Source organism: Pararhizobium sp. O133, from assembly GCF_051669845.1.
Taxonomy (GTDB): domain Bacteria; phylum Pseudomonadota; class Alphaproteobacteria; order Rhizobiales; family Rhizobiaceae; genus Pararhizobium.
Genome location: NZ_CP196428.1, coordinates 285,325 through 301,849, shown reverse-complemented (window position 1 = coordinate 301,849; position 16,525 = coordinate 285,325). Strand labels below are relative to the sequence as shown.

At 58.8% G+C, this 16,525-nt stretch carries 17 protein-coding genes; 16 read left to right on the top strand and 1 reads right to left on the bottom strand.

What is annotated here, in order from left to right:
- Positions 1-388 precede the first annotated feature (388 nt).
- The 14 genes from ACST81_RS26260 (at position 389) to ACST81_RS26195 (ending at position 11,940) form a co-directional block, all read left to right on the top strand.
- Positions 389-1,012, top strand: a complete 624-nt coding sequence (locus ACST81_RS26260) for an acyl-homoserine-lactone synthase (RefSeq protein WP_142843339.1) — start codon at positions 389-391, stop codon at positions 1,010-1,012.
- A 12-nt stretch (positions 1,013-1,024) separates the two neighbouring features.
- The gene (trbB, locus tag ACST81_RS26255; protein WP_142843338.1) at positions 1,025-2,002 is read left to right on the top strand and encodes a P-type conjugative transfer ATPase TrbB; all 978 of its coding nucleotides are present in this window, start codon (positions 1,025-1,027) and stop codon (positions 2,000-2,002) included.
- Positions 1,992-2,375, top strand: a complete 384-nt coding sequence (locus tag ACST81_RS26250; RefSeq protein WP_142843337.1) for a TrbC/VirB2 family protein — start codon at positions 1,992-1,994, stop codon at positions 2,373-2,375. Before trbB ends, ACST81_RS26250 begins: the two co-directional genes overlap by 11 nt.
- Positions 2,368-2,667 (top strand): conjugal transfer protein TrbD, encoded by a 300-nt coding sequence (locus ACST81_RS26245; protein WP_037094117.1) that lies wholly within the window; start codon positions 2,368-2,370, stop codon positions 2,665-2,667. The genes ACST81_RS26250 and ACST81_RS26245 overlap by 8 nt, the downstream gene beginning before the upstream one ends.
- Before the next feature lie 9 nt (positions 2,668-2,676).
- Positions 2,677-5,133, top strand: coding sequence for a conjugal transfer protein TrbE (locus ACST81_RS26240; RefSeq protein WP_142843336.1), 2,457 nt, complete (start codon positions 2,677-2,679; stop codon positions 5,131-5,133).
- Positions 5,105-5,908 (top strand): P-type conjugative transfer protein TrbJ, encoded by an 804-nt coding sequence (gene trbJ, locus ACST81_RS26235; protein ID WP_142843335.1) that lies wholly within the window; start codon positions 5,105-5,107, stop codon positions 5,906-5,908. The genes ACST81_RS26240 and trbJ overlap by 29 nt, the downstream gene beginning before the upstream one ends.
- A complete protein-coding gene (gene trbK / locus ACST81_RS26230; RefSeq protein WP_142843334.1) occupies positions 5,902-6,078 on the top strand; it encodes an entry exclusion protein TrbK in 177 nt (58 codons plus the stop codon). Before trbJ ends, trbK begins: the two co-directional genes overlap by 7 nt.
- Before the next feature lie 4 nt (positions 6,079-6,082).
- A complete protein-coding gene (gene trbL, locus ACST81_RS26225; RefSeq protein WP_142843333.1) occupies positions 6,083-7,261 on the top strand; it encodes a P-type conjugative transfer protein TrbL in 1,179 nt (392 codons plus the stop codon).
- A 24-nt stretch (positions 7,262-7,285) separates the two neighbouring features.
- On the top strand, positions 7,286-7,948 hold the full coding sequence (locus ACST81_RS26220; protein ID WP_065653658.1) for a conjugal transfer protein TrbF: 663 nt from the start codon (positions 7,286-7,288) through the stop codon (positions 7,946-7,948).
- Positions 7,949-7,965: 17 nt separating this feature from the next.
- Positions 7,966-8,778 carry a P-type conjugative transfer protein TrbG gene (gene trbG / locus ACST81_RS26215; protein ID WP_142843332.1) on the top strand — a complete coding sequence of 271 codons (813 nt, stop codon included), beginning with the start codon at positions 7,966-7,968 and terminating at the stop codon, positions 8,776-8,778.
- Between the two features lie 3 nt (positions 8,779-8,781).
- Positions 8,782-9,219, top strand: coding sequence for a conjugal transfer protein TrbH (gene trbH, locus ACST81_RS26210; RefSeq protein WP_142843331.1), 438 nt, complete (start codon positions 8,782-8,784; stop codon positions 9,217-9,219).
- A 12-nt stretch (positions 9,220-9,231) separates the two neighbouring features.
- Entirely contained in the window at positions 9,232-10,533 is a 1,302-nt protein-coding gene (gene trbI, locus ACST81_RS26205; RefSeq protein ID WP_142843330.1) for an IncP-type conjugal transfer protein TrbI, read from the top strand.
- A gap of 97 nt (positions 10,534-10,630) precedes the next feature.
- Positions 10,631-10,852 carry a hypothetical protein gene (locus ACST81_RS26200; protein WP_142843329.1) on the top strand — a complete coding sequence of 74 codons (222 nt, stop codon included), beginning with the start codon at positions 10,631-10,633 and terminating at the stop codon, positions 10,850-10,852.
- Between the two features lie 374 nt (positions 10,853-11,226).
- Complete coding sequence (locus ACST81_RS26195) at positions 11,227-11,940, top strand: autoinducer binding domain-containing protein (protein ID WP_161991475.1); 714 nt, start codon at positions 11,227-11,229, stop codon at positions 11,938-11,940.
- A gap of 114 nt (positions 11,941-12,054) precedes the next feature.
- Here the strand turns inward: ACST81_RS26195 and ACST81_RS26190 are convergent, their stop codons facing one another.
- Positions 12,055-13,941 (bottom strand): diguanylate cyclase, encoded by a 1,887-nt coding sequence (locus tag ACST81_RS26190; RefSeq protein WP_142843328.1) that lies wholly within the window; start codon positions 13,939-13,941, stop codon positions 12,055-12,057.
- Between the two features lie 147 nt (positions 13,942-14,088).
- Here ACST81_RS26190 and ACST81_RS26185 point away from each other — a divergent pair, with 147 nt between their 5' ends.
- Both ACST81_RS26185 and ACST81_RS26180 read left to right on the top strand, forming a co-directional pair.
- The gene (locus ACST81_RS26185) at positions 14,089-14,805 is read left to right on the top strand and encodes a helix-turn-helix transcriptional regulator (protein WP_269703655.1); all 717 of its coding nucleotides are present in this window, start codon (positions 14,089-14,091) and stop codon (positions 14,803-14,805) included.
- A gap of 395 nt (positions 14,806-15,200) precedes the next feature.
- Positions 15,201-16,154, top strand: coding sequence for an AraC family transcriptional regulator (locus ACST81_RS26180; RefSeq protein WP_161596384.1), 954 nt, complete (start codon positions 15,201-15,203; stop codon positions 16,152-16,154).
- Positions 16,155-16,525: the final 371 nt, after the last annotated feature.

Sequence of the window (16,525 nt, the reverse complement as noted above, 5' to 3'; positions counted from 1 at the left end):
CTCAAAACCCATTTCTTGCCAGTGGCGATATTTTTCGCGAAACTTCAAAAGTTCCGCCACTGGCAATAAGCGTCGATTCTGGATTTTGAGCAAGAGCTTTTTGGTTAACGAAAGCTTAACGCTCAAGAAAGAAGGCGTCCAACGCAATCAATTTTTAGCCGTAGAAACATTGCCTTAGAAAGCACGTCACTCCCACAGGTTCATGGTCTGTTTTACTGTGAATCCTACAACCGCCTAACCGAATTGTTGCGGGAACAAGGCTGCTTTCGCGGAAAAGGGGACGGTTGCGCCGCGACTCACTCCAATCGGGCTTGTAGGATCCTACAACTACCACCCGAATCTGTTCCGTGCTGATTTCCCCGCCGACCAATATCCGACGGAGAAATTCATGCAGATTCTCGCGATTTCCAAACCGCGAAATATTCAAGAAGCTCGGCTTCTCCACCGCCATCATCAGCTACGTGCGCGCGTTTTTGCCGAGCGCCTGGGCTGGGAGGTCAAAGTCGTCGACGGTCAAGAGGCGGACGCCTTTGACGCTCTTATGCCGACCTACGTTCTCGCAATTTCCGACGGTGGCGCCGTGACTGGTTGCGCCAGGCTACTCCCGGCTCTTGGCGCGACGATGGTGACGAACATCTTTCCGACGCTGCTGCCGGATGGTCAGCTGAATGCGCACACCGCCATGATCGAGAGTTCCCGCTTCTGCGTCGATACGACTCTCGGGGAGGGTAGGGGAGACGGCTCCGTCCATGAGGCGACCCTGACCATGTTTGCGGGCATCATCGAGTGGTGCATGGCGAACGGCTACACGGAGATCGTCACGGTGACCGACCTCCGCTTCGAGCGGATCCTCGCTCGTGTTGGCTGGCCCCTGCAGCGGCTGGCGGAGCCGAAGAAGATCGGGGTGACCATGGCTGTCGCCGGGACCCTTCCCGCGAATGCAGACACATTCCAACGGCTCCGACCTGCCAACTACCGTTCCGAACTCAGCGCCGTCAGCCAAGCAGCGTAAGAAAGAAAAGCCGTGAACCAGCTTCGATCTCATCCTCGACTTGTCCGCAAACTCCAGGAGGCACTGGGCGACCAGCTCTGCTTTGCGCTGGAAGACTCAACGGTTGTCGAAATCATGCTCAATCCCGATGGCAAGCTCTTCATCGAACGGCTCGGTCATGGCGTCGCGCCTGCCGGTGAGATGTCGCCTGCCGCCGCCGAGATGGTGATCGGAACGGTCGCGCATGCGCTCCAATCCGAGGTCGATACCGAGCAACCAATCATATCCGGGGAGCTACCGATCGGCGGTCACCGCTTCGAAGGGCTGTTGCCTCCCGTTGTCGCCAAGCCGGCGTTCACCATTCGCCGCCGAGCCTCGCGCCTGATCCGGCTCGATGACTATGTGCGCTCCGGCGTGATGACCGAACACCAGGCTTCGACTATCCGCAGCGCGATTTCGTCCCGGCTCAACATCATCATATCCGGGGGCACCGGGTCGGGCAAGACGACGCTCGCAAATGCCGTCATCGACGAAATCGTCAAGTCTGCCCCGGAAGACCGCCTCGTCATCCTGGAAGACACCGCCGAGATCCAGTGCGCGGCCGAGAACGCTGTTCTTCTCCACACCAGCGATACCGTTGACATGGCACGGCTCTTGAAGAGCACCATGCGTCTGCGCCCAGACCGGATCGTCGTGGGCGAGGTCCGCGACGGCGCTGCGCTCACGTTGCTGAAAGCATGGAACACGGGCCATCCCGGAGGCGTGGCCACCATCCATTCCAACACCGCTATGTCGGCGCTACGCCGCCTCGAGCAGCTAACTGCCGAAGCCAGCCAGCAGCCGATGCATGAAGTGATCGGGGAAGCGGTCGATCTCGTCGTCTCGATCGAGCGAACGCCGCGCGGGCGGCGCGTTCGCGACGTCATCCAGGTCGAGCGCTTCGCGGGCGGCCAATACGAAATCGAATCCGACCAGCTTACGGAAGAACAGGAGGCGCGCCATGTCGCGTAGAAACGCATTCATCGCCGCTGTACTCCTTGCGGCACCCATCGCTCTTGCCTCGGTCTCGCCGGCGCTCGCCAGTTCCGGCGGCAGTCTTCCCTGGGAAGGGCCGCTGCAGCAGATCCAGGAATCGATCACCGGACCAGTTGCCGGCGCCATTGCGCTTGCAGCCGTCGCGATCGCCGGCGGCATGCTAATCTTCGGCGGCGAACTGAACGATTTCGCGCGGCGGCTCATGTACATCGTGCTCGTCGCTGGCATCCTGCTTGGCGCCACCAACATCGTCGGCCTTTTTGGCGCAACCGGTGCCTCGATCGGACTGCCCGACGAGCAGACCATCTCAATCAATCAAAGCGGGGAAGGGGAGGGGGCTCATGGCTGAGTCCCTGTCTGGCCTGCAACGCAACCGCATTCATCGGGCGCTGTCGCGTCCGAACCTGCTGATGGGCGCGGACCGGGAGTTGGTGCTGATCACCGGTCTTGCTGCAGTCATCCTCATCTTCGTCGTTCTGACGATCTATTCCGCGCTCTTCGGCGTTGCCGTCTGGATCGTCGTCGTCGGCCTCCTGAGAATGATGGCAAAGGCGGACCCGCTGATGCGACAGGTCTATATCCGCCATGTCTCGTACAAGCATTACTACAAGGCGACCTCCTCGCCATGGCGCCGGTATTGAGGGCAAGCCATGGTTGCTCTGAAACGCTTCCGGGCCACCGGCCCATCCTTTGCGGATCTCGTCCCCTATGCCGGCCTCGTCGACAATGGCGTCCTTCTGTTGAAAGACGGAAGCCTGATGGCCGGCTGGTATTTTGCGGGACCCGACTCCGAAAGTGCTACCGATCTCGAGCGCAACGACCTGTCACGGCAGATCAATACGATCCTGTCGCGGCTCGGGAGCGGCTGGATGATCCAGGTCGAAGCCGTTCGCATCCCGACATTCGACTATCCGTCTGACGATCGCTGCCACTTTCCAGATGCGGTCACGCGCGCGATCGACGCCGAGCGGCGGGCGCATTTCGGGCGCGAGCAGGGGCATTTCGAGAGCAAGCACGCGCTCGTCCTCACCTATCGGCCCCTGGAGTCCAAAAAGACCGCGCTGAGCAAATACATTTACTCGGACGAGGAGAGCCGCAAGAAGAGCTATGCCGACACGGTGCTCTTCATCTTCAGGAACGCCATCCGCGAGATCGAGCAGTATTTTGCCAACACTCTTTCGATCCGGCGCATGGAGACGCGCGAAGTCGCGGAGAGGGGAGGGGAGCGGCTCGCCCGCTATGACGAGTTGCTACAATTCGTTCGCTTTTGCGTCACCGGCGAAAACCATCCGATCAGATTGCCGGATGCCCCGATGTATCTCGACTGGATTGCGACAGCCGAGCTCGAGCATGGCCTGACGCCGAAGGTCGAGAATCGGTTTCTCGCGGTTGTGGCAATCGATGGCCTGCCGGCCGAGAGCTGGCCGGGGATTCTCAACAGCCTGGACCTGATGCCGCTCACCTATCGCTGGTCATCGCGCTTCATCTTCCTCGATGCGGAAGAGGCACGGCAGAAACTCGAACGCACCCGCAAGAAATGGCAGCAGAAGGTACGGCCGTTCTTCGATCAGCTCTTCCAGACGCAAAGCCGCTCCGTCGACCAGGATGCCATGACCATGGTAGCCGAGACTGAGGATGCCATCGCGCAAGCCTCCTCGCAGCTGGTTGCCTACGGCTACTACACGCCTGTCATCGTCCTGTTTGATCACGACCGTGAGGCTCTCCAGGAAAAAGCGGAAGCCATTCGCCGGCTGATCCAGGCGGAAGGATTCGGCGCAAGGATTGAGACCCTCAACGCCACCGACGCCTATCTCGGCAGCCTGCCCGGCAATTGGTACTGCAACATCCGCGAGCCGCTAATCAACACCAGCAATCTCGCCGATCTGGTCCCGCTGAACTCGGTCTGGTCCGGCAGCCCGGCGGCGCCGTGCCCATTCTACCCGCCGAACTCGCCACCCCTTATGCAGGTGGCGAGCGGCTCGACTCCGTTCCGGTTGAACCTCCATGTCGATGACGTCGGTCACACCCTGATCTTCGGGCCGACCGGCTCGGGCAAGTCGACGCTGCTGGCACTAATCGCAGCGCAGTTCCGACGGTACGAACGCGCCCAGATCTTCGCTTTCGATAAGGGGAACTCGCTCCTGCCGCTGACGCTCGCCGCCGGCGGCGATCACTATGAGATCGGTGGCGACGCCCAAGAAGAGGCAAAGGCGCTGGCCTTCTGCCCACTATCGGACCTCGCGAGCGATGCGGATCGCGCCTGGGCAACGGAATGGATCGAAATGTTGGTCGCCCTTCAGGGTGTTGCCATCACCCCTGATCATCGCAACGCGATCTCTCGCCAGATCGGATTGATGGGCAGCGCGGCCGGACGGTCCCTGTCAGACTTCGTCAGCGGCGTCCAGATGCGCGAGATCAAGGACGCGCTTCATCACTACACGGTCGACGGCCCGATGGGCCAGCTTCTCGACGCGGAACAGGACGGCCTTTCCCTCGGCGCATTCCAGACCTTCGAGATCGAGCACCTTATGAACATGGGCGAGCGCAATCTTGTGCCCGTGCTAACCTACTTGTTCCGGCGGATCGAGAAGCGTCTCGACGGTTCCCCGAGCCTGATCGTGCTCGACGAGGCCTGGCTGATGCTCGGTCATCCGGTATTCCGCAGCAAGATCCGCGAGTGGCTCAAGGTGCTGCGCAAGGCCAATTGCGCCGTTGTACTCGCCACGCAGTCGATCTCCGACGCCGAACGCTCGGGTATTATCGATGTGCTGAAGGAATCCTGCCCAACGAAAATTTGCTTGCCGAACGGCGCCGCAAGGGAATCTGGGACGCGCGAATTCTACGAACGGATCGGCTTTAACGAGCGACAGATCGAGATCGTTTCGAACGCCATTCCCAAACGCGAATACTACGTCGTCACCCCCGAAGGCCGTCGGTTGTTCGATATGGCGCTCGGCCCCGTGGCGCTGAGCTTCGTTGGCGCATCCGGCAAGGAAGACTTGAAGCGCATTCGCACGCTTAGTTCCGAACACGGCCGCGACTGGCCGGTTCACTGGCTTCAAATGAGAGGAGTTCACGATGCCGCGTCGCTGCTCAACTTCGAATAGATTCGTCGTCAGTCTGGTGGCTGTAATCGTTGCACTAAGTGCAGCCGCGCCAGCGCGTGCCGGCACCGCCACAGGTGCAGCGACCGAATGGACGCAGGTCCTCAACAATGGAGAACTCGTATCCCTCGTTGGCCAATCCGGCGAGCAAATCCAGAACCAGCTCACCCAGATCAGCCAGCTCGCGCAACAGATCGAAACGCAGCTCAATATCTACCAGAACCTGCTGCAGAATACGGCGACCCTCCCGTCGCATATCTGGGGACAGGTCGAAAGCGACCTCAATCAGTTGCGCAGCCTCATCGACCAGGGCCAGAGCATTTCGTTTTCGATGGGCAATGCAGACGATGTGCTGCAGCAGCGCTTCCAGAGCTATTCAAGCCTCAGGGCCAACCTGCCGGGCGCGACAAGCTTTTCCTCCAGCTACCAGTCGTGGTCCGATACCAACCGGGACACGATCGCCAGCACCCTGAAAGCGGCAAGCCTGACGGCCGATCAGTTCGACAGCGAGGAAGGCACGATGTCCTCGCTACGATCGATGTCCGAGACCGCCGATGGGCAGATGAAGGCCCTCCAGGTTGGGCACGAGATCGCCGCACAGCAGGTCGCGCAGATGCAGAAACTGCGCGGTCTCGTCTCCCAGCAAATGACGATGATGGGGACTTGGCTGCAGACCGAGCAGACCGACAAGGACCTGGCTCAGGCGCGACGAGAGAAATTCTTCAGCGCGACAGCCCCGTCGACGTCCGGCGGCGAGAAGATGAAGGTGGAATGGTGAGAACGAAACTGATCCTGCTCACACTCGCGGCCATCGTGGCGGCCGGCAGCACCGGCATCTGGCTGCTCATCTCCGAAAAGCAGGCTGCGCAGGAGCGTCGCGAACAGTTCTTTGGCACCTCCAAGAAGTATCCGACCTCTGGCGGCGAGAGAATGAAGGTCGAGTGGTGAGCAGATGACGGGGATACCTTTTCAACGGTTCAGGGCAGCGATGCTGCTTGCGACCTTCTGCGCACTGGCGGCCCAGCCAGCCTTCGCCCAGGAAGGCTCGGTGTTAACCTCATTGCAGAGCCAGATCACCACGGCCGCGAAGGGGTGGGAAACCACGGTCATGGATGCGGCGAAATCGTTATTCTGGATCCTGGCGACGATCGAAATCGGCATCGCCGCCGTCTGGCTGGCACTACAGGCCGCATCGCTTGACAGCTGGTTCGCCGAGCTTGTCCGGCGGATCATGTTCGTCGGCTTCTTCGCCTTCGTGTTGGCGCAGGGTCCCACCTTCGCCAAGGCGGTAGTCGACAGCCTGTTCCAGATTGGTGCTGGTGGCGGGACCGCGTCACCAGCCGACGTCTTCAATGCCGGACTCGCCGTCGCAACGAAGATGTCGGAAAAGATTCAGTTCGGTCTTTTTGAGGACAATGCGCTGGCGATCTCGGCTGCTTTTGCAATGGTCGTCGTGGTCATCTCATTCTCGCTCGTTGCAGCGATTTTTGTGTCGGTCATGGTCGAAATGTATATCGGCCTTCTCGCCGGCATGATCATGCTCGGCCTTGGCGGTTCGTCCTATACGAAGGACTTCGCCGTCCGATACCTAGTCTACGCATTCTCGGTCGGAATGAAGCTCATGGCGCTTGTGATGATCTCGCGCATCGGATCGGAAGTGCTGATCGGATTGGCAAACGAACCTGACATTGGAGACCAATTCCAGACGGCACTTGCGATCGCCGGCATTGCGGTCGTCGTCTTCATTGTCGCCATCTACGTCCCGAACATCATGCAGGGCGTCGTGCAGGGAGCTTCTGTCTCAGGCGGAATGGAAGCAATCCGGCACGGTGGGCAGGCCGCGTCCTTCGCCACAGGCGCTGGCTTCCTCGCAGCGGGTGCCGCGGGGACCGGCTTCGCGGCTGGTCAGGCTGCCCGAGCTGCAGGTTCATCCGTCGCCGGCGCAATGCTTCGCGGGATCGGAGCTGGCATCGGATCGGCCGGACATGCGGCAGGCTCGGCCGCCAAGGAGAAGGCCATCGGTTCTCCCGGCGCCTATGCAGGTTCGATCCTCGGTCTTGCCAACGCCAAGCTCGACCAGGCGCGTAGCGGGCATAGCGGACCAAAGCCACCTCCCGAACGCAAAGACTAACCGCAATTAGAAAGTGATGGATCGATGGCAGCGAACCGCGCCCCCGAAAACCCGTACCTCGCCGCACGCCAGGAATGGAATGAACGATACGGCTCTTACGTAAAGGCCGCCGACGCATGGCGCATTGTCGGCATCCTCGGTCTGACAATGGCGGTCATCGGCTTTAGCTATTCGATGTACTTGAGCACTCAGGTCAAATTGGTGCCTTACATCGTCCAGGTCGACAAGCTTGGAACCTCGGTGACGTCAGGGTTCCCCGAACAGATCGAATATGCCGATGTCCGGGTGGTGCGCGCCACGCTCGGCAACTTCGTGACCAGCTTCCGCAGCATTACGCCGGATGCCGTGGTGCAGAAGCAATATATCGATCGGACCTATGCGCTGCTTCGGACCTCCGATCCGTCGACGCAGAAGATCAATGACTGGTTCCGGAGCAACTCGCCGTTCGAGAAAGCGAAGTCCTCGACCGTTGCCATCGAGGTCAACAACATCGTGGCGCTCTCGAACCAGACTTATCAGATCGACTGGACCGAGTACGAACGCGACCGCAAGGGCAAGGAAATCGGCACGCGCCGGTTCCGCGGGATCGCAACGGTCACGCTCACCGCACCGCAGGATGAGGCGACCATCCGTCTCAATCCGATCGGTCTCTATGTCCGGGATTTCGACTGGACAGCGCAGCTTTAAGGGCAGGGGATTTCTCAATGCACAGAACAGGATTGATCGCAGCCGCCGGCTGCTTGGCCACGCTCGTCCTCGCGAGCGGCATCGAGGCGCAGAGCATGACAAACAACGAGGTGAAGGGCACCAACATTTCCAGGAAGTGGCGCGGGACATCGGGGCTGGTGACGACCGGCCCGGATGGCAAGGTCATTTTCCTGTTCGGAGAAACCCAGCCGTCGGTCGTCTGCTCGCCGCTTCAAGTCTGCGATATCGAATTGCAAGGCGGCGAGATCGTCCGCGATGTGCTTGTCGGTGACACGGTTCGTTGGAAGGTCGAACCGGCGACTTCCGGCGCCACGGGCGGGCAGGCGATCCATTTGATCGTCAAGCCGTCGGAACCGGGACTCGTTACCTCGATGGTGGTCACCACATCGCGGCGCACCTACCACATCCAGCTGAAATCCCATCCGAGCCAGTACATGGCGCGCATCGGCTTCGAATATCCGGAGGACGTATCGACCAAGCTCGCCGACATCAATTCCCGGCTCGAGACCGGCGGCATTCCCGGCACGGCGCCCGACAAACTGAACTTCTCGTACTCCGTGAGTGGCTCGGCGCCCTGGAAGCCGAAACGGGTCTATTCGGATGGCGTCAAAACCTACATCCAGTTTTCGAAATCGATCTCGGGGCAGGATGCGCCAGTGCTCTTCGTCGTCTCGGGCGGCCAGAACCGCATCGTCAATTACCGGATGAAGAATGACATGATGATCGTCGACTACGCGGTCGACAAGGCGATCCTCGTCTCCGGCGTTGGCTGGCGCCAACAGAAGATCACCATCCGGCGGGGAGGCTGAACCATGCGCAAGCTTCTCGTCATCATCATCACCGCCACCCTGCTCTCAGGCTGCCAGACAGCCGAGGATGGATTGACCACCAGTTCAACCCCGGTCGCCGTCACCGGCCCAGCCGCTAGCGCCATCGCCGGCGACATGGCGAGCCGCCTCGCCGAGCAGATCGATCCGGCAGGCACGACGACGCTCAAAATGGAAAAGGACACGTCAGATTTCGCGGCGGCGCTCGAGGCGGCGCTGAAAGGATGGGGCTACACCGTCATCACCGACGGCAAGGTAGGGAAGGATGTGAAGACGGTCGAGCTCGTTTATTCGATCGATGACGTCGACGGCCAGGTGCTCGCACGGCTCTCCACGCCGTCCGTTGCCCTTGGTCGGGCCTACACGGCCACGGCGGCCGGCGCCACGCCGGCAAGCCCGCTTTCCATCATGCAACGCAACTGAGGGGAGGCGAACATGGTCCAGTCTCTCCAGCTTGGCGCCTCCAACCAAGCCGACGATCAGAAGGGTATGCGCCGTCTCAATCGGCTGCCGATCATCATCGCCATCATCATCATCGCGTTGTTCGTCGGGGTGGTCGTGGTCGGGCTGTCGTGGCGCGGGCTGGCATTCAATCGGAACAATGATATCGAGAGCGCCTCGAATGCTCCCGCAACCAATTTTGGAGACCAACTCAAACGCGGCGTTACCGACGGCATCATCGGCGAGCCGGTTGAGCGCGAAGCGTTTCAGCCAACGCCCGCCGTCGAACAGAAGGTCGAGAAGGAAACATCTGTTGTCGACCGCCAGTCCGCGGAAAGGCAAGAACGGCGGCCAAGGCTCGAATCCGAAGAGGAATGGAAAGCCCGCCTGAAACGGGAGCAGGACGAACAATATATCCGCGAGGCGCAGCGCCAGCGTATGGCCCGCCTTCAGGCGCGGGCAACGGCTTTGGACTCGCCATTGAAGGTGGATATTTCCGATGTCGAAAAAGTCGCCAACAATTCCAGAGACACGGGCCGGCAGACGACAACTGCGACAGCCAACAATGCCTCCGACCTCTACGCCTCCGCTGTCAAATCAGGGCTGATGGGACAGAACGTCGATCCGAACACCCAGACTTCGAAGCAGGATTTTTTCAATCAGGACATCAAGGATCTCGGCTATCTGCCGAACCGGGTCGTACCGCAGATCTCGCCCTATGAGCTGAAGCGCGGCTCGGTTATTCCGGCCACGTTGATCACCGGGCTCAACTCCGATCTTCCGGGCAGAATCACCGCTCAGGTCAGCCAGAACGTTTTTGACAGCGCCACCGGCTATCGGCTCCTGATCCCGCAGGGGTCCAAACTATTCGGCCGCTACGATTCCAAGGTGTCGTTTGGCCAGGAGCGCGTACTCGTCGTCTGGACCGACCTCATCTTTCCGAACGGATCGACCCTGCAGATCGGCGGCATGGCGGGCACGGATGCCGAGGGATATGGCGGGTTCAAGGATAAAGTCGATCGACATCTCTGGCGCACCTGGGGTTCGGCAGCACTCGTCGCGCTGATCGGAACCGGGATCGACATGTCCATGCCGGAGAGTTCGACGCTTGCGACGCAGGATACGGCGTCCGATGCCGCCAGACGGAATTTTGCTGAAAGCTTCGGTCGCGTCGCCGAGCAGACAATCTCGAAGAACCTGAATGTACAGCCGACGATCCAGATACGCCCCGGCTATAAGTTCAACGTCCTCGTCGACCAGGACATCATCTTTCCGTCGGCTTACCGCATAAACTAAAGGAAACGCCAAGTCTGCAAGAGGTGCAAATCTGCGAGTTGCGCTGGCTGAAGAAATGGTGCCGGATGGTCCTGCTCAACGCAGGAAAGGATAGGCGATGACAGAAATGGATTTTGGCGATTTGCCGGATGACGACCCGGACCTTCTCGAAAACACCGCTTTGCCGAAGCAGTTTATCTCGCGCCTTCGAAGTGCGTTTTACACCCGGCTTTCGGATTTCGACAACATGGACGATATCCAGATGCCACGCGAGCCGGGAATTAACTGGCGTATCATCAAAGCCGTCAGATCCGAGCGGGCGCGTATCGACGCCAAGTGATCTTGCCGCTTGAAAAGCGCTGGCAGTTTTAGGATTTGGGGCCTTGCGTGGGCAAACGGGCCGGGCCTTATATCGCGTTCTCTTCAGTACATAGCACTCGCGTCAGAACACGGTTTCCATTCGCCCGCAAAAACTTTTCTTGATTTGTCATCTTTTTGAGGCAGGGAGCCTTGAAAGCTCCCCCTTTATGGGTAGTGCTAACGTACACGGCAAGAGGGACTGCTTTGCATCAACCAAGCACCGCCGGTTGCGGAGCTATCGTCAGTTGGCGATTAGCAGGTCCGCCTGTTGCCAAACGACGATGCCCATCATCCAGCGTCTCGGCTGGCAAATAAAGGACCGCGTTACGGGTCAAAAACATAGGAGAAGCGTTCGTGGACGGAGAATTTCGCTCGCTCGTTGATATGCTGGAAGTCGCGCAAGACGAGGCCATGGTCAAGGGCGCCCTCAGGCAGTTCACGCGTTCCTGCGGATACGAACGGTTTGCCTATCTCGAAAAAGAAGGCGCCCAGATCAGGACATTCAACTCCTATCCCAAACCCTGGGAGGGTCTTTACCTCTCGGCTGACTATTCCAGCATCGATCCGGTGGTGACGGAAGCGAAGCGCAAACGGGACGTTTTCTTCTGGACTGCGGAGGATTGGCCGGCCCGCGGTTCTTCACCACTCAGAAAATTTCGCGACGAGGCGATCGACCACGGGATCCGCTGCGGCATGACGATCCCTGTTGAAGGTGGTTACGGCGCGTCGATGATGCTGACCTTTGCATCCTCGGAAAGAGACGTGGACGTCCCGGCCGCATTCGACTCGAAGAGAGCTGTCCAATTGGTGATGATGGTTCATTATCGATTGAAGATGATTGCTGCCAAAACCGCCGTCAATCCGAAGCAGGTGCTGTCACCACGCGAGATGCTGTGCCTGACATGGGCGATGAAAGGAAAAAACACACTCGAAACTGCCGCTGTGACCGGCATCAATTCGAGGACCGTGCAGCACTACCTCGATAAAGCCCGTGCCAAGCTGGGCGCTGAATCAGTGCCGCAGCTTGTTGGAATCGCGAAAGATCGTGGGTTGCTAAGCTCTAATTAGCATCGTCGCGTCAGCCCTCCCACAATTGGAATACGAGCTGCAGACGCGCCCAATTCTGCTGTGTTTGGGCTTGGCGGCAACAGCGAAAGGCCGCCATTATGATGCCTTCGGTCCTTACTTAACTGTCACGGTCTGTCCGTCCGATAGCGTCCGCGCCACCACTTGATTGCGACCGTTCTCTTTCGCCTCATAGAGGGCGTCATCGGCTTCCGAAAGGATGCGTGCTGAGCCGAAGTGCAGACCTTTCCCCGTGACCGTTGAGATTCCTACACTCGCGGTCACTCGCCCGAACTCGCTCCCAGCATGTGGGATGTTCTCTTTGGCCAGGAGATGAGCAAATTCGTCGGCAACGATTGCAGCGCCTTTTTCGTCCGTGTTTGGAAGTAGAACCACGAACTCCTCGCCGCCGTAACGCGCCACGAGGTCCCCTGCGCGCTTCACGGACTTGTCTAGACATCTTCCGACGATGCGCAGGCAGTCGTCACCAGCAAGATGGCCATAGGTGTCGTTGTAGGCTTTGAAGCGGTCGACATCGATCATCAGGACACTGAGCGGCATACCCCTGCTGATACAATGTTCGGTTTGGGCCGCAAAAGCCCGATCGAAAGCGCGGCGATTGGTGAGATTGGTCAGTCCATCCGTGTCTGCAAGGGCTCTGAGCTGGTTAGCCGATTCCTGGAGAGCGATTTCCGCCTGCTTCGTCGCCGTGATGTCAGACACGACCACCATCGCCGTGCCATCATGGGCGAGCCGGGTCTTAAGTGCGCGCCACTCGCCGTTCTGAAGCTGGATTTCTTCGTCCTTGTTGACAGGAAGGCTTGCTGCCGCCAGCTCGATCCATTGCTCTGAAGCCACGTCGGGCATGTCGATACGCTCGCCCGTTTCCGCTACGCTGCGTAAGATGTCGCTGATATGCGCACCGACGACTCGAGCATCGCGTGAAAACGGGAATGCGTCCCGGTATTGCTCATTGCAGAAGACGAGGAACCCCTTCTTGTCGAAAATGGCGAAACCCTCGGACATGCCATGCATCGCAAGCGTCAGCAGGTTTCGCTTTTCGCGAAGCTCGCTTTCGAGTTCCACGCGTTCGGCAATGTCACGGGTGACGCCTGCGAGGCCAACGATGTGCCCCTCACTATCCCGAAGAGGGACCTTCGACGCAAGCAGGTGGCGATCGTTCAACCGCTCCTGAAAGTCTATCTGCGGTTCGCCGGTGCGCATGATCTGCTGTTCGCGGAAATACAGCTCCTCGGCTTCTGGAGGAGTGCGCAGGTTGAAGTCGGAAAGCCCGATCATGTCGGAAGCTGCGGGAAAACGGAATAGCCGGGCCATATTGTCGTTCACGGTCAGGAATTTGCTCTCCCTGTCTTTAACGTACAGATAGTCGGGGGACTGCGAGAATGCCGTTTCCAAAATTCGGCGCTCCAGCTGCACCCGATCTGTCTTGAGCATGATGAGGCCACACAGGATTGCAGCGACACAGTTTGCCGTGATGAGTGGGAACCCGATGGCCGAGAGCGCTTGGACCTCCGACAGGCTTGGAAGAATAGCGAGCACCAGGGTTAGCGCAAGCGCCAGGGCCAGGCTGAGAAATAGAAGGATGCGTCCCGCTGAGAATTTTGTGCGCGGCAGCAAATAGGTCGCCGCTCCCACCGAGCTCACGACCAGGATCGCCACGATCCCGTCAAGGGTAGCCGTTCCGGCAAGATAGAGGCGAAAGATAGCGGCTGGGACTACTGCACCGATGGCAGATATGGGGCCGCCCAATGCAGCGGTCAGCGCAAGCGGAACAAAACGAAGATCAAGATAGATTCCGGGCTGGTATTGGACTGCGAGCAACATGGAGCCGATAGAAGTGCAGCCCGCGAACGCACCAAAAAGAACTTTGTCGTGCCGAACGATTAGCCGACGGTACCAGATCGAAAAATGTGCCCACATGGCGAAGCACAAAACGACAAATGCCAGATTGCCCGCAAGCCGCTCCCAGACGCCCGTTGCCATGCATATACCCTGTGTAATCGCCGAGACCCGGCTGACAATCTGAGAGCGAAGCTGAAATATCAGCCAGAAGTTGCCTGTTGACGATTGATATTGCGTTAAGCATTCAGCGCAAAAATGTGGTTTTCAGGATTCGGCGAGAGATCAGTGATGGGGCATACACACGGGGAGGGGTTTGACCGCTTCAAGAACCTTTCGGAAGTTCCAGTTCAGCGACAACTGCGCGATAACGAGCTGCTTGAACATGTGAGAAAGGCTGTCGGGTTCCGGCACGTCGCCTTCGGTGGACTTGACCTGAACGGATACCACATCGGGCGAGGGCGCTCGATCGAGAGCGACATGCCGCCAGCCTATGTCGAAACATACTTTTCGGAACAGTGGAACCGCTCCGATCCCCTGCTTGTTCGGTCGACTGCACAGGCGACACCGATGACAGAGGAAGAGGCATTTGACCTTTCGCCGCCGGCCCAACGTCTTTCCTATCTGCATCGCTCTTACGAGATCGGCAAGCGCCTGCAAATTCCCGTCGCCAGGGGTGGTGTTGTTTATGGCGGTGTTTCCTTCACGACGGAGCGGGCGTTTACCCCAGGCGAACGAGAGTTCCTGGTATTCATCGCGGAGCCGTTGCACCGGACAATTTCAAAGCCTTTGATGGATCGTTTTGCCGCTGATGCCTTGCGGCTTACAGATGGTGAGCTGCGTTGCCTTCAGCTCGCCAGCACTGGCTTGACCAGCGAGGAAATTTCCGGGGTTTCCGAGTATCGAACCGAAACTGTCAACAGCTACCTGAAGAGCGCGGCGAAGAAGCTGGGCGCGGCTAACCGCGCTCATGCGATCGCCGAAGCAATTCGCCGGCATCTAATATGATGCAGGAGTCTTTGCTCTAACTTCACGTGAAATATAACGGCGCAGCCATCGTGGTTTCGGCAACATCTGCTCGGCAGCCCGTCCTCATTTTAGCAGAAAATTAGCGAATCGACCCAAATCTGGGGTAGGAAGAGACGAGCTCTCGCCTCCACGACACCGCATTTTGAGTATTCTGAGGTACGTACCACAATGTTCATCGAATTTGCAAAGCCGACTTGTGCGGATACTGTTGCCCACGGGCAACTTCCCATTCTTCGGTATCCCTCGGCTGAAATCTGGCGAGAATCTGGGCGGAGCGGTACGGAACTTACCCAAAAGCTCCCTGCCCGATCCGCACGCATCCGGGGGCACTGATGGTGCGGGCTCCTCAAACGTCTCGTTTCAAGTTCGTGCAAATGGACATCGACGAACTTCAGGAACAGCTTCCTCAGAGCCGTGAATGCGTAAAACTCCGCCCTCTCTCCAAGGCCGGAAAGGTCAGCATGGAGAACCTGCAGTTTTCCGCCGGCAGTTTTGACATCTGGCGGACGGATTGTGGCATCGGCGTCGAGGCAAGTTTCGATGCCCCTCCCGACTCGTGTGCTCTGTACCTTCCAATAGCGGGGGCAATGGAAGTTCGTTGTCGCGGCCTCGATCTCGTTTCCAAGTCAGATAGTATTCTGGTCGGCAAACTGCAGCAGACGGAGTTCGTTCGTAAGCATGCGGGACGCTCGCATATCGGCGTCACCTTCAGCCAGAACGCTCTCAAACGGGAACTGAGCTTGTTACTCGATCGGCCTGTGACGGGGGATGTGGATTTCGCGATTGAGATCGAAGCCAACACGACCTTGCACGGATATCTCATGTCCTTGGGAGGCTTGCTGTGGTCGACGTTTGCAAACGACAAAGAAGAAGCCTTGCCACTCCGGTCAACGGAGCTTCTGTTCCGGTCAATGCTCGTATGCATGCTGGAACAGTTGCCACACACCTATTCCAGCGCGCTCAAAGACCCGGCGGCGGCCGCTGTGCCTCGCCACGTGAAGCGAGCGATAGACTTCATGATGGCTCACCTTGATACGTCGCTAGAGATGGCGGACCTCGCAATAGCCGCTGGTGTGAGCATCCGCGCTCTGCAATCAGCATTCCAGCAGTTCAAGGACACGACCCCATCCGACTACTGGCGGCAATTGCGGTTGGAAGCCGTCCGGCGCGATTTTCTCGTTTCGGGAGACTTGACGGTCTCAGCTGTGGCCAGACGCTACGGGTTCGTCCACATGGGCCATTTTTCAGCTCTCTACAAAGCGGCTTTCGGGGAATTGCCTAATGAGACAATTCGCAGGGGTCGGGAAAGCCAAGCCCAGCGCGATTGAAAGAGGCGGGCGGAGACCTTGAAGGGTTTTCCAACCTTGCCCGGCCGGTTCGTTTAGATAGGCGCCGTTTCCATCGACGGTCGCTTTCTTCCCGGATATCCCTGTGGCGTGCCGAATATCCGAAATCCGCAACCTATTTGTTCGCCTTCATCTGGCCAATATTTGATTAATCACAAATTTACAATTGAGCCCAATTCTGGGCTTTATCGGAAAGGCGGATGAACGCCGGGGCTGGCAGGATGTCGGATTTCGATACGACCGGGGTCTGTGCCTGGTCGATATCAACTTTCACCGCCATCGAGACTACTGCGTCAGCTCATCCTTACGATCCGCCGGTTCCCAATTTCTCCTAATACAGCGTCGTTGCGAAA

What these genes read in the sequence shown, in the direction of transcription:
- trbJ (WP_142843335.1), top strand. Translation starts at nt 5,105, where the DNA reads ATGCCGCGTCGCTGCTCAACTTCGAATAGATTCGTCGTCAGTCTGGTG.
- ACST81_RS26240 (WP_142843336.1), top strand. Translation starts at nt 2,677, where the DNA reads ATGGTTGCTCTGAAACGCTTCCGGGCCACCGGCCCATCCTTTGCGGAT.
- ACST81_RS26245 (WP_037094117.1), top strand. Translation starts at nt 2,368, where the DNA reads ATGGCTGAGTCCCTGTCTGGCCTGCAACGCAACCGCATTCATCGGGCG.
- trbL (WP_142843333.1), top strand. Translation starts at nt 6,083, where the DNA reads ATGACGGGGATACCTTTTCAACGGTTCAGGGCAGCGATGCTGCTTGCG.
- trbI (WP_142843330.1), top strand. Translation starts at nt 9,232, where the DNA reads ATGGTCCAGTCTCTCCAGCTTGGCGCCTCCAACCAAGCCGACGATCAG.
- ACST81_RS26180 (WP_161596384.1), top strand. Translation starts at nt 15,201, where the DNA reads ATGGACATCGACGAACTTCAGGAACAGCTTCCTCAGAGCCGTGAATGC.
- trbK (WP_142843334.1), top strand. Translation starts at nt 5,902, where the DNA reads ATGGTGAGAACGAAACTGATCCTGCTCACACTCGCGGCCATCGTGGCG.
- ACST81_RS26250 (WP_142843337.1), top strand. Translation starts at nt 1,992, where the DNA reads ATGTCGCGTAGAAACGCATTCATCGCCGCTGTACTCCTTGCGGCACCC.
- trbH (WP_142843331.1), top strand. Translation starts at nt 8,782, where the DNA reads ATGCGCAAGCTTCTCGTCATCATCATCACCGCCACCCTGCTCTCAGGC.
- ACST81_RS26200 (WP_142843329.1), top strand. Translation starts at nt 10,631, where the DNA reads ATGACAGAAATGGATTTTGGCGATTTGCCGGATGACGACCCGGACCTT.
- trbG (WP_142843332.1), top strand. Translation starts at nt 7,966, where the DNA reads ATGCACAGAACAGGATTGATCGCAGCCGCCGGCTGCTTGGCCACGCTC.
- ACST81_RS26185 (WP_269703655.1), top strand. Translation starts at nt 14,089, where the DNA reads ATGGGGCATACACACGGGGAGGGGTTTGACCGCTTCAAGAACCTTTCG.
- ACST81_RS26220 (WP_065653658.1), top strand. Translation starts at nt 7,286, where the DNA reads ATGGCAGCGAACCGCGCCCCCGAAAACCCGTACCTCGCCGCACGCCAG.
- ACST81_RS26190 (WP_142843328.1), bottom strand. Translation starts at nt 13,941, where the DNA reads ATGGCAACGGGCGTCTGGGAGCGGCTTGCGGGCAATCTGGCATTTGTC.
- ACST81_RS26260 (WP_142843339.1), top strand. Translation starts at nt 389, where the DNA reads ATGCAGATTCTCGCGATTTCCAAACCGCGAAATATTCAAGAAGCTCGG.